A 14,399-nucleotide genomic window follows, 5' to 3' on the forward strand; every position below is an offset into this window, starting at 1 on the left:
ATCATCTTAGGGGAGCAGGATTACTGGCGAAATACGTGCGGCAGACAGGATGCGGACAAAAACGGCCATCGGAGCGACCAGGGGGAAATAGGGGTGAATAGGGGTGAATAGCGGTGAGACCCCACCGGCACAAAATGACGATGATAAAGGATTCCTCTGGTGAGACTGGCTGACGGCTGAGTTAGTGGCTAAGCCTGGGCTTTCGCCCGCGCCTTGCCGCCAATCGCTAACAACCGTTGCGCGAGGCAAAATATAAAAAGCAACGCACCGATAACGATTTTGGTCCACCACGAGCTAAGTGTGCCGTCGAAGGTGATCAAGGTTTGAATGACGCCCAGAATCAATACGCCCGATAACGTCCCGGCGACATAACCATAGCCACCGCTTAATAAGGTGCCCCCGATCACCACCGCTGCGATAGCGTCCAGCTCGGCGCCTTGGGCGTGCAGGCCATAACCGGACAGCATATAAAGAGAAAACAAAATCCCGGCAAGTGACGCGCAAAAGCCGCTGAAAGCGTAGATCAAAATTTTGGTGCGGCCTACCGGCAAACCCATCAACAATGCCGATTCTTCATTACCGCCGATGGCATAGACGGCGCGCCCAAAGCGCGTGTAATGGGCGAGGTAAATCGCCACTGCCAGCATGACCAATGCAATCACCACACTCGGAGAGATGAACGCGCCGAATAGCGTCAACCGCGCCTGGGATAATGTGACGTAGAGCGGATTGTCGATGGTGATGGAGTTGATGCTGATGAGGTAGCACAAACCCCGTGCAAAGAACATTCCGGCGAGTGTGACGATGAAAGCTTGCAGTTTAAAGAAATGAATCAGTGCGCCCATGAATGCGCCAAATAATGCCCCGATCAGCAACACGCAGAGCATGACAAATAGCGGCGGCCAATGCAGGCTTTGCAGCAGATAGGCAGAAATCATCGTGGTCAGCGCCAACACCGAACCGACCGATAAATCGATGCCACCGGATAGGGTCACAAAGGTCATGCCGATGCCGATGACGAGCAGATAAGCATTGTCGATCAGAAGGTTGAAAAATACTTGTAAGGAGAAAAACCCGGTGTAAGAGAACGAGCCAAGTCCAAACATGATCGCAAACAGCACCACCGTGATCACGGAGGTAAAATAAGGGGAGTCGAATAATGACCGGGTATGTGCGCGGCCAGACTTGGGCGGCATCAGTGCTTTTGGAAAATATTGTAATACGTTTTTCATTATTTTGTCGCCGCAAAAAATTGTCTGAAATGGCGGATTCCGTCGGCAGAAAAATGCCAGCGAAATTGCGGCGATTGCGACATGCAAACGATAAACACGACGATGGATTTGACAACCATGTTAACTTCTGGCGGAACGCCAATCGAATAAATGGTATAGGTGAGAGTCTGGATAATCAATGCGCCGATGATGCTGCCGACCAGGCTGAATTTGCCACCCGCCAGCGAAGTTCCGCCGAGGGTAACAGCCAGAATCGCGTCGAGTTCCATCAGCAGACCGGCGTTGTTGGCGTCGGCACTTTTGATATTGGCGCTGATCATCAGCCCGGCCATACCAGCACAGGCACTACAAAACATGTAGACGAAAAAGATTAGCGCAGAGGTTTTTATTCCCGCAAGTCGGGATGCAACGGGATTGATCCCGACCGCTTGAATAAATAAGCCGAGCGCCGTTTTACGCATCAGCAGCAGCAACAAAGCACCAACCGCCAGCACGATAAATAACGAGAAAGGCAAACCAAATAAATAGCCGCTACCAAGGAAAAAAAACGGTTTGTAATAGACCGTAATGATTTGACCATCGGTGAGCAGTTGCGCTAACCCGCGCCCTGCCACCATCAGAATCAATGTGGCGATGATGGGCTGTAAACCAAGCGTAGATACCAGTAAGCCATTCCAGACGCCGCATAACAGAGCCGCGCCCATGGCGAAGAGGAGCGCTAACAGCATCGGCATTTTGCTGACGTATTCCGGCACGCCGTTGATGACGACCATATCGCCACCAATCAGACCGGCAGCGACCGCGCCTGAAATCGCGACGACTGCGCCAACCGAGATGTCGATACCACGTGTGGCGATCACCAATGTCATGCCCAGCGCTACCAGCATTAGCGGCGCGGCACGATTGATGATGTCGATCACACTGCCGTATAAATGCCCTTCTTTGATCTCCAACCGGAAAAATCCGGGAATCATGATGAGATCAATTAACAGCAAAAGAACCAACGCTGCTGTGGGCCAAAACAGCGGATGTTGCATCCAGCTGTTGACGCCTTTGGGGGCCGTAGAAGCTTTATTGATTGGCATGGTTGAGGAGCTGTTCACCTGTTGACGGTCGTTCATGTTGACTCTCCGGCGATGACTTGCAGCACTGAAGCGTCGTCCAGTTCGCCGCGTAAATATTCGCCGCAGGCTTTGCGGTCTCGCAGCACCAGGATGCGATCACTGCAACGCAAGACTTCATCAATTTCGGAGGAAATGAATAGTATTGCCATTCCTTTACGACATAGTGAAACGACGTAATCCATGATTTCTTGTTTGGCACGGACATCGACACCACGTGTGGGTTCGTCCAGGATCAGCATCTCTGGGTCGGTCGCCAGCCAACGCGCCAGCAAGGCTTTTTGCTGATTGCCGCCGGATAGCTTGCCAATCGGCGTCTCTGCATTGGGGGTTTTAATGCCGAGCCATTTGATGTAATTATTTGCGATTTCCTGCTGCCGCTTGCGACCGATGACGTGCATGAGGCCAGCCCTTGCCTGCAAGGCGAGGATAATGTTTTCTCGCACACTGAGTTCCAGAATTGCGCCCTCCTCCTTGCGATTTTCGGAAGAAAATCCGATACCGGCAGCAATCGCATCACGCGGCGAAGTGAATTTTTGAAGCTTACCTTTTATTGTCATTGTTCCGGTATCGGCTTTATCTGCCCCAAACAGCAACCGCGCCGCTTCGGTTCGGCCTGAACCCAATAAGCCGCATAAACCGAGCACTTCGCCGCTGCGGCAGGTAATATCCAGCGGCATCAGGGCACCCTTGCGCCCGATTCCTGTGGCCGCTAGAAAGGTGGTGCTGGCAGCCGATGTCGGGCTGAGTTCGGTCAATGGTAGTGACTGGATATTCGCTTCACGCGCTGCGCTGGCAGCTGCGGCTTCTTCGGCGCTAACGCCCACCATTTTGTTGACCAGATCGTAGCGGGATAAGGCATGCACGACATATTCGCCTTCACGGATGCCATTGCGTAATACGGTGATGCGATCAGATATATCGAAGGTCTGATCCAGGAAATGGGTGACGAATAAAATGGCCAGTCCCTGATCGCGCAGGCGGCGCAACACGCCGAACAACATTTGTACTTCATTGTCGTCCAGGCTTGACGTAGGCTCGTCCAGAATCAATACTTTTGCGGAAATACTGAGAGCGCGCGATATCGCGACCATTTGCTGTACCGCCAGCGAGTAGCGCGACAGTGGCGCGGTGACGTCGATCTCGACCTGTAATTCGGCTAATAATTTTTGTGCGTTTTGCTTCATCGTTGGCCAGTCGATAAAACCGTTGTGCATTGGATAGCGACCGATAAATATATTTTCGGCGACAGTCAGGTTCAGGCATAGATTGACTTCCTGATAGACGGTACTGATGCCAAGGTTTTGCGCTTCGAGGGTGGAGCGCGGTTGCACCGATCGACCGTGCAACAGAATGCGTCCTTGATCGGGTTTATAGACACCGGTCAATATTTTGATCAGGGTTGATTTGCCGGCACCATTCTGGCCCATCAATGTATGCACTTCCCCGGGGAATAACAGCAGTCCAACGTCGGTCAAGGCTTTAACGCCGGGGAACGCTTTGTAAATGCCGCTGAGTTCTAACACCGGTTTTGCGCGTAGCGCCGAATCGGATGAGGGTGTAGCCTGCGGCGTGGTCGTTGATGTCACCATGGGTGGATAAGACTTCCCGGAAAATATCTCACTGCCGCACCGCAATAAAAATAACGAAGGATGCGGGAAGTGGGATGAGATGCATTAACCATATAGCGCAATAGCGGCTGTAACAAGTTGCCGTCGCTTCAAGGATAGACCGAATCGAGAGTCAACGATAACCAATAACAGGTTACGATTTCCGCTGCTGATCCTGGCCGCCTGCGTCGGGCGAGGTACTACATGTGCTGGCGATAAGCCAGATGCGCGTTAGTCCTCTTTAACCCGATCGATTGCACTTCATCTTGCCTAAATGCGGACCGTTAATATTTACGGTTCGGAAACTCTTTAGCAGCGACTTCTGCAGGGAACACGCCTTCTATGGTGGTGATCCGTTTCGGCACCGTTTTACCGGCGACGATGTCTTTGGCCACTTGCATCAATTGCGGTCCGAGCAATGGACTACATTCAACGGTGACGTTTAATTTGCCGGCCATCATGGCTTCGAATGCGCCTTTTACGCCATCCACGGAAATGATCAGAATGTCTTTGCCTGGTTTCAGGCCAGCTTCTTCGATTGCCTGAATTGCGCCAATTGCCATGTCGTCGTTATGGGCGTAGAGAACGTTGATCTTCTTACCTTCCGCTTTTAGAAAAGCTTCCATCACTTCCTTGCCTTTGGCACGGGTGAAATCTCCGGTTTGCGAGCGGATGATTTTGAGCCGTGGATTGCTGGCGATTTCTTGCTCGAAACCAGCTTTGCGATCAATCGCCGGGGCAGAACCTACCGTGCCTTGCAATTCAACGATATTAATGTCTCCAGCTGGCATGGTTTTAGCGCGCTCTAACAACCAGCGACCGGCGCGGTGTCCTTCTTCTACAAAGTCGGAACCAATGAAGGTGACATAGAGAGATTTATCAGTGACGTTGACGGCGCGATCGGTCAGGATAACGGGAATTTTTGCGCTTTTGGCTTCTTTCAGCACAGTGTCCCAGCCGGATTCAACCACCGGAGAGAATGCGATCACATCAACCTTCTGCGCAATGTAGGAGCGAATGGCTTTGATCTGATTCTCTTGTTTTTGTTGCGCGTCCGAGAATTTCAGTGTGACCCCCGCTTTGCTGGCGGCATCTTTAATAGACGCCGTGTTGGCGCTGCGCCATTCACTTTCAGCACCTACCTGTGCAAAACCCAGGACTAGTGGTTTGTCGGCGAATGCATTCGAGGCAGCCGCGAATCCTAGTCCCAAAAATAGCGCGGACGTAAGTAATTTTTTGCTTGTCAATTTCATTTGTCTTCTCCTTGGAGCTGGTTTAACACATTGGTTGCGGTACTCGCGGCGCAGGTGACACTTGTGGCGCCGCTGTTTTGTTTTACTGATTTATCCGCAACGCTTCACCTTCTAATTGGCCTGGTAACACTTGGCCTGGACCTGAATCGCTGTTCTGAATTTCCGGTACCACTGCATATCCTAGGGGAAAGATTGATGTTTATCCAATGAATTTTTTGTGCTGATCGATATGCATTTAGGTATTGAGCGCAAAGCACAAGATTAAATAGACATTTATTTTGCGCGATTGGGATGACGCTAATGTTCCGTCGAAATTATTCATTGATGAAGATACGAAATTAGCGCTAAGATAATCCGATAATTCAAACACTAAAATATCCATTCAATAAGCGATATGATAAAAACGAGACTGTCACAGCCGTTAACATCCGTGCGGATGATTGAGCTGCAATCGGCAACACAACGCCTGCAAGTTCTGCCTACCCTGGGCGGAAGTATTGCAGCATGGGACTGGAAATTGGGTCAGCAATGGAGTCCATTGTTGCGGCAATGGGATGGCAAATCAAAGGATCGGTACGCCATGGCATGTTTTCCATTGGTGCCCTGGTCAAATCGGATTACCGAGGGTGGCTTTATGCATCAGGGACAGCATTATCCTGTGCTTGAAAATCGGCCGGGCGAACCTTATCCGATACACGGTGACGGTTGGTTGCAAAAATGGCGGGTTGCCAGCCACACTTCCGACACCATTCAACTGACCCTGAAATCAAATCGCTTTGATGGCAATCCGCATAGTTATCGCTGTAGTCAGACGTTAACCTTATCGGACAATGGCCTGTCGATAACGCTAGCCGTTACGCATTTGGGTACCGAGTCGCTGCCATATGGCTTGGGATTGCACCCTTACTTTCCACGGAACGCGGAAACCCGTTTCAGCTCCCGCGCCGAAGGGGTCTGGCTTTCAGGGCACGATCCTATTCCTACGGCGCACACAAGGTGCTTTCCGCAGACGTGGAACTACAACCAACCAGCGCCGCTGGAAGGACCAATGATTGATAACTGCTTTTCTGGTTGGGACGGAAAGGCGTTGATCAGCTACCCTGACCGGGGGCTGCAACTATCAATGACGATGGATAACTGTAGCAGTTATAGTTTGATGTATCGTCCGCCGGGCCATGATTATTTTTGCTTCGAACCGATCACCCATCCGATTGACGCATTCCATATTTCGGGAAAGCCAGGTCTGGTGACACTGGCCCGTGGCCAAACCCTCTTAATGAAAACGCACTTTCGGGTCAGCGCAATGTAAGTGTGCTGTTGATGTTGAGCTGAAACCCGGCTGAACCAGAGACCAGGCGCGCCTGGCTGCCAATTGGTAGCGTCACTTTGTCGCGGATGTGGCCGAACGGTAAACCGGTCAGTATTGGGACAGAAATCTGTGATCGTAAATAGGTTAGCATCGCATCAAAGTCGTAGCCGTTGTCATGCTCTGCCAAGCGATAGTTTGCAAAATCACCTAGTACGATTGCTTGTTGCTGCGCCAGGACTCCCGCATAGTGCAGTTGCAACATCATGCGCTCAATGCGATAAGGATGTTCCCCGATATCCTCAAGGAACAAGATGCCCCCGTCGATCTGTGGAAAATAGGCTGTGCCGACCAAGTGATTGAGCATCGCCAGATTTCCGCCCCACAAAGTACCCGTGACGTCCACGTCTGGATTACCGACCGTCTCAACGTCGAGGGTCTGCTCTGTCTGGCGCAAGCTTTGCCAGAAATGCGACATGGTGAATGCGCTTAATGTGAGATCGCCAAAATCGCTGCACAGCATCGGTCCGGCAAAACTTTGCATTCCGGTTTGCGCCAGCAGCGCGAAACTAAACGCATTAAAATCACTGTGACCGACGAAAAGCTTTTTGCTGGCTGCGATCCGTTCAAAATCCAATAATGGTAGCAGCCGCGACATGCCATAACTGCCACGGACTGCCATGACAATCTGCACTTGTGGATTGTCGATCGCGGCGTAGATCTGTGCAACCCGCACTGGCTCGGTGCCACCAAAGCGCTGATACTTTTCCGTGCTGTCGTAGTAGTTGTAGACCACGCAGCCTTGCTGTTGAAGGGCCAGAATGCCGCGCCCAAGCGCTTGATCGTCGAGCGGATATCCGCCGGGGGCGATCAGTGCGACGCCGATTTTTTTGGCAAATACCGGGAGTACGACGGGTTCCAGATCGACTGACAAATCGGGCGCTTCTTGATCCATGTGCATATCCTGACTCTTCAATAACTGACGGCAATTTACAATAATTCAGGTTGTTTTTTTTGGGCCAGACGACGTTCGGAAAAAAACTGTTTCAATAGTGTGCCACATTCATCGGCTAATACGCCACCGCTTAAGGCGGTGTGATGATTGAGTTTTTCTTGCTCGAACACGTTGATGACGGAACCACTGGCACCGGTCTTTGGGTCACTTGCGCCATAAATAACGCGTGCCAGACGTGCGTGCATCATCGCCCCGGCGCACATCATGCAGGGCTCAAGGGTGACATACAGTTCACAACCGGGGAGGCGATAGTTGCCAAGCAGGATCGCTGCGGCGCGTAACGCCATTATTTCGGCATGCGCTGTTGGATCATGGTTGCCGATCGGCTGATTGAACCCGCAGGCGATAACAATGCCATCTTTGACTACGACCGCGCCCACCGGCACTTCGCCGAGCGCCCAGGCGTTGTGTGCTTGTGCCATGGCTTGCCGCATGAAGATGGCATCGGTTGCAGCTGTTTCCTGTGGCTGAGTAAGATGGTCCATACGGTGAGATTGATCCGAGCAACTAATAATGATGACTATGTGAAAAATCCTGCAATGGCTGCAATTGCTGCTTTTTTGCCATTGTGCCGGGAGCGATTAAGCGCCAGACGAACCGTATTCACGCTCTTCGGAAATCTCGGCCCAGCAATTTGGGGTCTCATGCAATACCAGTTTTTGCAAATGCAAGCCGGTGCCGTAGTGATCTTTATACGCCGCTTTGAGGATGTCATAGGCGGTACGGGCAAGATTTTCGACAGTCGGAATACGATCGATGACGACGGTCTTATGGTCCGGCAAGGTTGCTAGAAAATCGCGCACTGCGGTATCTTTTTCATACACAATAAATGCATGGTCCCAGACGTCCACCAGATGCTGTTTCGCCAGCGTTTTGATGTCTGAAAAATCCATAATCATGCCGTTATCGGAACTTCCCTCGACTTCGATGACGGCACCGACTAACGTAATTTCAAGCGTGTAACGATGTCCATGCAAATTGCGGCATTGGCTTTTGTGATCGGGGATGCGATGACCTGCATCGAATTCCAGCTTGCGGGTAATGGTTAACATAGTTGATTCTCAATAAATCTTTATAGATACTGATCAAATACTTGATCGGAAACCGGACAAAAAAGGTCAAACCCGTCGTGCTTCAACCAGTTTGTTGAGCAGGCTTTGACAACAAATTTAGACAACAGATTTAGGCAACAGGCCTGGCAACACAATCATCAGGGAATCTGCAACAGTTTGTGCGTCTGCAAGCTCAGTTTCCACTTTGGGTTACGTTTGCAGGTTTCAATTGCACGATGCAGATTATCCGCCAACAATGGGCCGTCCATGGCCTGTAAATAGAAATGATCGAAATCAAGGGTTTCATATGATGCCAACGATTGACCAGGTTGCGGAATTACGACCTTCAGTTCATTGCCTTTGCGCACTTTAAGCACTGACCCCATTTTCGGACTGACACAGATCCAGTCCACCCCGGCTGGCACATCGATGGTGCCGTTGGTTTCTATCGCAATCTCAAACCCGCACGCGTGCATGCTGTCGATTAATGCGGTATCCAATTGTAGAAGGGGTTCGCCGCCTGTGAAGACGACAAACTTGGACTGGGCGTAAGTCTCTGGCCACAACGCGTTGATCGTGCCAGCCAGCGCTTCTGCGCTCTTGAACTTGCCGCCGCCCTCACCGTCTGTGCCCACAAAATCGGTGTCACAAAATTGGCAGATGGCTTTGCTACGATCTTCCTCGCGTCCGGTCCACAAATTGCAACCACTGAAGCGACAAAATACCGCGGGACGACCGGCATGGGTGCCTTCGCCTTGAAGTGTGTAGAAAATTTCTTTAATGCTGTAGGTCACGGTGCTTCTCGCAAATAACTGAAGTGAAACTGGAATGAATACTTAATACTGATGTTGGTCTAATGATTGGCGACCAGTCGAACCGCATTTGAAGCCGAAATCGCGCGCAGGAATAGCGGGATACAGTGGTATGGCAGCCACAGCGTTCAATCCCGTGTACCGACGAAACCGCTGAGCTGCAACCAATGCTGCTGAGAATAGAATCGGAAGTTGATCGGATTAAAGACCAACCTAAAACGCTGCTATTTAGTTCAGACCGTCATTTTAACTTACAAAATGGCGTTCGTTCGGATCGCCGGCCCTGTAAGGGTGCGTGAGGCGTTGCCAAATATCAACATCAACATTAATTGACAATAAATCATCGCCCGACTCCCATATCAGGAATAATCGCCGGAGCGCGGCAAATTCTTTCACCCGGCTTATAATATTTCATGCTTACCCCATGCCCCGCCAAAGCGCTAGCTGACGTCGAACTGTGGGAGGAATTTCATCCTGCCGTCTCGACGTGGTTTCTTGGCACTTTTAAGTGCCCTACGGAAGCGCAGCAACTTGCGTGGCCGTTAATTCGTAGCGGCCGTGCGACCCTGGTCGCGGCACCTACAGGATCGGGCAAAACGCTGACCGCTTTTTTGGCTGCCATCGACGCGCTGGTGAAGGAAAGCCTCAGGTGCGAAGGCAACTTGCCGGACGTGACGTCGGTGATCTATGTTTCACCATTGAAGGCGTTATCCAACGACATCCGCATCAATCTCGAGGCACCGTTAGAAGGAATCACCCGCGAACTCACCCGCATGGGGTTGCCTGATCCCTGTATTCGCACGGCCGTGCGCACCGGCGATACGACCTCCTCCGAACGACTGGCGATGCGCAAACGGGCGCCACATATTTTGGTGACTACGCCGGAATCGTTGTACGTACTGCTTTGTTCGGACAGTGGTCGGGCAATGCTGGCTGGCACCCGCACTATCATCATTGATGAAATTCATGCGGTGGCGGGCAGCAAGCGCGGTAGCCATCTGGCGCTCAGTCTGGAACGGCTGGATGCATTATGCGAGCAGCGCCCGACGCGGATTGGTTTGTCGGCGACACAAAAACCGCTGGATGCCGTTGCGCGGTTTCTGGTCGGCCGCTCTGTGGCAGATGATCGCAGCTACAGCAACGACTGCGCTATTGTTGACGTGGGTCACATTCGTCGACGCGATCTGGCGATTGAATTGCCACCGATACCACTCGAAGCTGTGATGTCGAATGACGTGTGGGAACTGGTGTATAACCGCATGGCGGAGCTGGTGACGCTACACCGTACAACATTGGTATTCGTTAATACCCGCCGTATGGCAGAACGCGTGGCGCGCCATTTGGCCGAGCGCCTCGGGACTGCTGCAGTTGCCGCGCATCACGGCAGTCTCGCCAAGGAATACCGTCTGGATGCCGAACAGCGGCTTAAGCGCGGTGACCTGCGCGTATTGATTGCCACCGCTTCGCTGGAACTTGGTATCGATATAGGCGATGTCGACTTGGTGTGTCAGGTGGGGTCACCGCGCAGCATCGCTGCTTTATTACAACGTGTCGGACGTTCCGGTCACCAGGTTGGCGGCATGCCCAAAGGCCGATTGTTTCCTTCATCCCGCGATGACTTAATCGAGTGTGCCGCACTGCTGGATTGCATCAGACGCGACGAGCTGGACGCCATCCGCATCCCCCGCGCACCGCTCGACGTTTTGGCCCAGCAGATTGTGGCTGAAGTCGCCTGTCAGGAATGGACCGAAGAGGCGTTATTTGCGATGATCCGACGCGCTGAGCCTTACGCAGAAATGGCGCGTTCAGAATATGACGCAATCTTGCGCATGCTGACTGAAGGCTATACGGGCCGAAACGGGGTAAGGGGTGCTTATTTGCATCGCGACACGGTCGCTGGAACGCTGCGCGGGCGCAGAGGTGCCAAGTTGACGGCCGTAACTTCCGGCGGCACCATTCCTGACAATGCGGATTACACCGTGTTGCTGGAACCGCAGGGACATCCTATCGGAACGGTCAATGAAGATTTTGCCGTCGAAAGCATCGCGGGCGATATTTTTCAACTCGGGAATACGTCCTATCGGATCTTGAAGGTGGAAACCGGACGGGTACGCGTGGAGGACGCCCACGGTGCACCGCCGAGTATTCCATTTTGGCTTGGAGAAGCGCCCGGCAGAAGCGACGAACTTTCGGCTGGGGTAGCCCGCCTGCGCGCCGAAATTGATCGGTTACTGTCCGTCACCGTCGGACTTCCGCGCCTTCGGGTTGCGCACGCCAAATCAGCCACGGTTGACCTTGCCACAACTGACCATTCCGCGCTTGAGCATTCCTCCCCAAGCGCAGAAAGTCCGGCTCTGTCAGCCGCCATCGACTGGCTGATGAATGAAGTTGGCCTTGACGATGCGGCTGCACGTCAGATTGTGCATTATCTTGCACCCGCCCGCGCCGCATTGGGTTCGCTGCCGACGCAGGACACACTAGTGATGGAACGCTTTTTTGATGCGTCGGAAGGCATGCAACTGGTGTTGCACACGCCTTTTGGCAGCCGCATCAATCGCGCTTGGGGGCTGGCGCTGCGCAAGCGCTTTTGTCGGACCTTTAATTTTGAATTACAGGCTGCCGCTACAGAAGACGCTATCGTTTTATCGCTATCGACCAGCCATAGTTTCGCTCTCGATGAAGTCTGGCGCTATTTAAAGTCCGGTAATGCAGAGCAGGTTTTGATTCAGGCACTGCTCGACGCGCCACTATTTAACGTGCGCTGGCGCTGGAACGCGACGGTTGCATTGGCGTTGCCGCGGTATAGCGGTGGCCGCAAGGTCGCGCCCCAGTTACAGCGGATGAAAAGCGATGACCTGTTAGCATCAGTTTTTCCCGATCAGGCCGCTTGCCTTGAGAACGTGGTTGGCGAACGCGAACTGCCTCATCATCCGTTGGTAGCGCAAACCATTGACGATTGTCTGCATGAGGCGATGGATTGTGACGGCTGGGTGGCGCTGCTGCGGCGTATCGAGCAAGGAGAAATAACACTGATCACCCGCGATCTGCCGACGCCGTCGCCGCTCGCCATGGAGATACTGAATGCCAAGCCTTATGCTTTTCTTGACGATGCGCCATTAGAAGAACGCCGCACCCAGGCTGTGCAAAGTCGTCGATGGACTGATCCCACTTCGGTCGATGATATCAGTGCACTGGACCCCGACGCCATCGCCAGCGTCGGTGAAGAAGCGTGGCCCCGCGTGCGCGATAGCGACGAGATGCATGAGGCGTTGGTGAGCCTGTCGTTCGTGACCCAAACCGAGGCCAGCCGATATGAAGGCTGGCAAGAGTGGCTGGACACCCTGGCGGGTAGCGGCCGCGCCACCCGCATGGCGATTTACCCTGATCTGACTGACGGCATCTGGGTTCCTCTGGAACGGTTGGCTTGCCTTCGGGCCGCTTACCCGGAAGCGGTTGCCACACCGGTGCTGGAGCAACGGCAAAATAAGCATATCGATTGGGATGCTGATGGTAATCGTGAGTGGGAACGCGATGATGCGATAGTAGAAATCCTCCGGGCGCGGCTTTCTGGATTTGGCCCAAAGGTGGTATCAGCGCTGTCGCAGATTTTTGACTTGCCTGAGGCGACGCTGACCGTCGCGCTCATTCGGCTTGAAATAGAAGGTTATGTCATGCGCGGGCACTTTACACCCGGCACGGTCGCGGAAGAATGGTGTGAACGGCATTTGTTGGCGCGCATCCATCGTTACACCATCAAGCGCTTGCGGCGTGAAATAGAACCGGTGGAACGTCAGGACTTTATGCGCTTTCTATTTGACTGGCAACATTTGACCCTTGATACGCAATTAAAGGGCCAAAACGCATTGACCACCATTATCACGCAACTAGAAGGATTTGAAGCAGCCGCTGCTGCCTGGGAAAGCGCAATCCTGCCGGCACGTCTTGAAGAGTACTCCTCTCAGTGGCTGGATGATCTGTGTCGCGGCGGCAAAGTGGTGTGGACCCGGATCGCCGCACCGATGCGTGCTGGTGGCGGACCGTTGCGCAGCACCCCGATTGTGCTTCTGCCGCGCCGTAATTTGTCACTCTGGGGTGCGCTTAACAACGTCGTTGGGCAGTCCGAGACCTCCGCAAAGGCGCAACGCGTACACGCTGCGCTAATACGCCACGGCGCAATGTTCTTCGATGAACTACTTACCGATACGCGCTTGCTGCCGACCGAGCTAGAGAACGCTTTAGGCGAACTGGTCTCGGCCGGTTTGATCAATGCCGACAGCTTTGCAGGGCTGCGCGCGCTGCTGGTCCCGGCAGCTAAACGCGCTGCGCACGGGCGACGCCGTCAACGTGGCTGGCCAGTGACCACGATGGATGAAGCCGGACGTTGGGCATCAGTGCGGCGCGAGACGGCAGATAGCATCATTGAGGCGGTGCCAGCAGCCGTCCCTGCCAGAAAACCACGCACCGACCCGTTGGTGCTGGAGCATATTGCCATGGTGTTGCTACGCCGCTACGGTGTGGTGTTCTGGCGATTGCTCGAACGGGAAGCCGCCTGGCTGCCACCATGGCGCGACTTGCTGCCGGTTTTTCACCGCCTGGAAGCCCGGGGCGAACTTCGCGGGGGACGGTTTGTGGCGGGATTATCGGGAGAACAATTTGCTCTCCCGGAAGCGATCCCGTTGCTGCGAGAAATACGCCGGCGCGCCTATGACGGCGGTCTGGTATGTATCTCCGGGGTTGATCCCCTCAACCTCTGCGGAACCATGCTGCCGGGTGAAAAAGTTCCTGCTTTAAATGGGAACCGGGTGCTGTTTCGGGATGGAGTGCCAATCGCAACGATCATTGCCGGCACCGCCCGCTATCTGATCGCGTTGGCACCGCTCGATCAGGAACCCGCACGGGCGGCGCTGACCGTTCGGCGCTAGGTTTAACATCCACCCAAAGCGCTTGACCAAAAAAAACCCGCATGTCCTTGCGGATGCGGGTTAATCCAAACCTTAG

At 53.4% G+C, this 14,399-nt stretch carries 10 protein-coding genes; 2 read left to right on the plus strand and 8 right to left on the minus strand.

What is annotated here, in order from left to right; genetic code table 11:
* Nucleotides 1-188 precede the first annotated feature (188 nt).
* The 4 genes from yjfF to JQN73_RS22210 form a co-directional block, all read right to left on the minus strand.
* Nucleotides 189-1,196 carry a galactofuranose ABC transporter, permease protein YjfF gene (gene yjfF / locus JQN73_RS22195; protein ID WP_205323532.1) on the minus strand — a complete coding sequence of 336 codons (1,008 nt, stop codon included), beginning with the start codon at nucleotides 1,194-1,196 and terminating at the stop codon, nucleotides 189-191.
* 35 nt (nucleotides 1,197-1,231) lie between these two features.
* Complete coding sequence (locus JQN73_RS22200; RefSeq protein ID WP_205323533.1) at nucleotides 1,232-2,317, minus strand: ABC transporter permease; 1,086 nt, start codon at nucleotides 2,315-2,317, stop codon at nucleotides 1,232-1,234.
* A 32-nt stretch (nucleotides 2,318-2,349) separates the two neighbouring features.
* Nucleotides 2,350-3,945, minus strand: coding sequence for a sugar ABC transporter ATP-binding protein (locus JQN73_RS22205; RefSeq protein WP_205321060.1), 1,596 nt, complete (start codon nucleotides 3,943-3,945; stop codon nucleotides 2,350-2,352).
* 302 nt (nucleotides 3,946-4,247) lie between these two features.
* Nucleotides 4,248-5,216 (minus strand): ABC transporter substrate-binding protein, encoded by a 969-nt coding sequence (locus JQN73_RS22210; protein ID WP_205321061.1) that lies wholly within the window; start codon nucleotides 5,214-5,216, stop codon nucleotides 4,248-4,250.
* Nucleotides 5,217-5,610: 394 nt separating this feature from the next.
* On the opposite strand from JQN73_RS22210, the gene JQN73_RS22215 reads away from it, so the two are divergent.
* Nucleotides 5,611-6,525 carry an aldose 1-epimerase gene (locus JQN73_RS22215; RefSeq protein WP_205321062.1) on the plus strand — a complete coding sequence of 305 codons (915 nt, stop codon included), beginning with the start codon at nucleotides 5,611-5,613 and terminating at the stop codon, nucleotides 6,523-6,525.
* Here the strand turns inward: JQN73_RS22215 and ldcA are convergent.
* The 4 genes from ldcA to queE all read right to left on the minus strand — a co-directional run bounded on the left by ldcA (nucleotide 6,512) and on the right by queE (nucleotide 9,383).
* Entirely contained in the window at nucleotides 6,512-7,477 is a 966-nt protein-coding gene (gene ldcA, locus JQN73_RS22220; RefSeq protein ID WP_205321063.1) for a muramoyltetrapeptide carboxypeptidase, read from the minus strand. The genes JQN73_RS22215 and ldcA overlap by 14 nt on opposite strands.
* Before the next feature lie 35 nt (nucleotides 7,478-7,512).
* A complete protein-coding gene (gene tadA / locus JQN73_RS22225; RefSeq protein WP_205321064.1) occupies nucleotides 7,513-8,022 on the minus strand; it encodes a tRNA adenosine(34) deaminase TadA in 510 nt (169 codons plus the stop codon).
* A gap of 96 nt (nucleotides 8,023-8,118) precedes the next feature.
* Nucleotides 8,119-8,589 carry a 6-carboxytetrahydropterin synthase QueD gene (gene queD, locus JQN73_RS22230; protein WP_205321065.1) on the minus strand — a complete coding sequence of 157 codons (471 nt, stop codon included), beginning with the start codon at nucleotides 8,587-8,589 and terminating at the stop codon, nucleotides 8,119-8,121.
* Between the two features lie 158 nt (nucleotides 8,590-8,747).
* The gene (queE, locus tag JQN73_RS22235) at nucleotides 8,748-9,383 is read right to left on the minus strand and encodes a 7-carboxy-7-deazaguanine synthase (RefSeq protein WP_205321066.1); all 636 of its coding nucleotides are present in this window, start codon (nucleotides 9,381-9,383) and stop codon (nucleotides 8,748-8,750) included.
* A 431-nt stretch (nucleotides 9,384-9,814) separates the two neighbouring features.
* Here queE and JQN73_RS22240 point away from each other — a divergent pair, with 431 nt between their 5' ends.
* Entirely contained in the window at nucleotides 9,815-14,323 is a 4,509-nt protein-coding gene (locus JQN73_RS22240) for a DEAD/DEAH box helicase (RefSeq protein ID WP_205321067.1), read from the plus strand.
* Nucleotides 14,324-14,399: the final 76 nt, after the last annotated feature.

This window comes from Glaciimonas sp. PAMC28666 (genome assembly GCF_016917355.1).
Taxonomy (GTDB): Bacteria; Pseudomonadota; Gammaproteobacteria; order Burkholderiales; family Burkholderiaceae_D; genus Glaciimonas.

Coding starts and splice junctions, on each gene's coding strand:
- yjfF (WP_205323532.1), bottom strand. CDS start 1,196: ATGCCGCCCAAGTCTGGCCGCGCACATACCCGGTCATTATTCGACTCC.
- JQN73_RS22200 (WP_205323533.1), bottom strand. CDS start 2,317: ATGCCAATCAATAAAGCTTCTACGGCCCCCAAAGGCGTCAACAGCTGG.
- JQN73_RS22205 (WP_205321060.1), bottom strand. CDS start 3,945: ATGGTGACATCAACGACCACGCCGCAGGCTACACCCTCATCCGATTCG.
- JQN73_RS22210 (WP_205321061.1), bottom strand. CDS start 5,216: ATGAAATTGACAAGCAAAAAATTACTTACGTCCGCGCTATTTTTGGGA.
- JQN73_RS22215 (WP_205321062.1), top strand. CDS start 5,611: ATGATAAAAACGAGACTGTCACAGCCGTTAACATCCGTGCGGATGATT.
- ldcA (WP_205321063.1), bottom strand. CDS start 7,477: ATGGATCAAGAAGCGCCCGATTTGTCAGTCGATCTGGAACCCGTCGTA.
- tadA (WP_205321064.1), bottom strand. CDS start 8,022: ATGGACCATCTTACTCAGCCACAGGAAACAGCTGCAACCGATGCCATC.
- queD (WP_205321065.1), bottom strand. CDS start 8,589: ATGTTAACCATTACCCGCAAGCTGGAATTCGATGCAGGTCATCGCATC.
- JQN73_RS22240 (WP_205321067.1), top strand. CDS start 9,815: ATGCTTACCCCATGCCCCGCCAAAGCGCTAGCTGACGTCGAACTGTGG.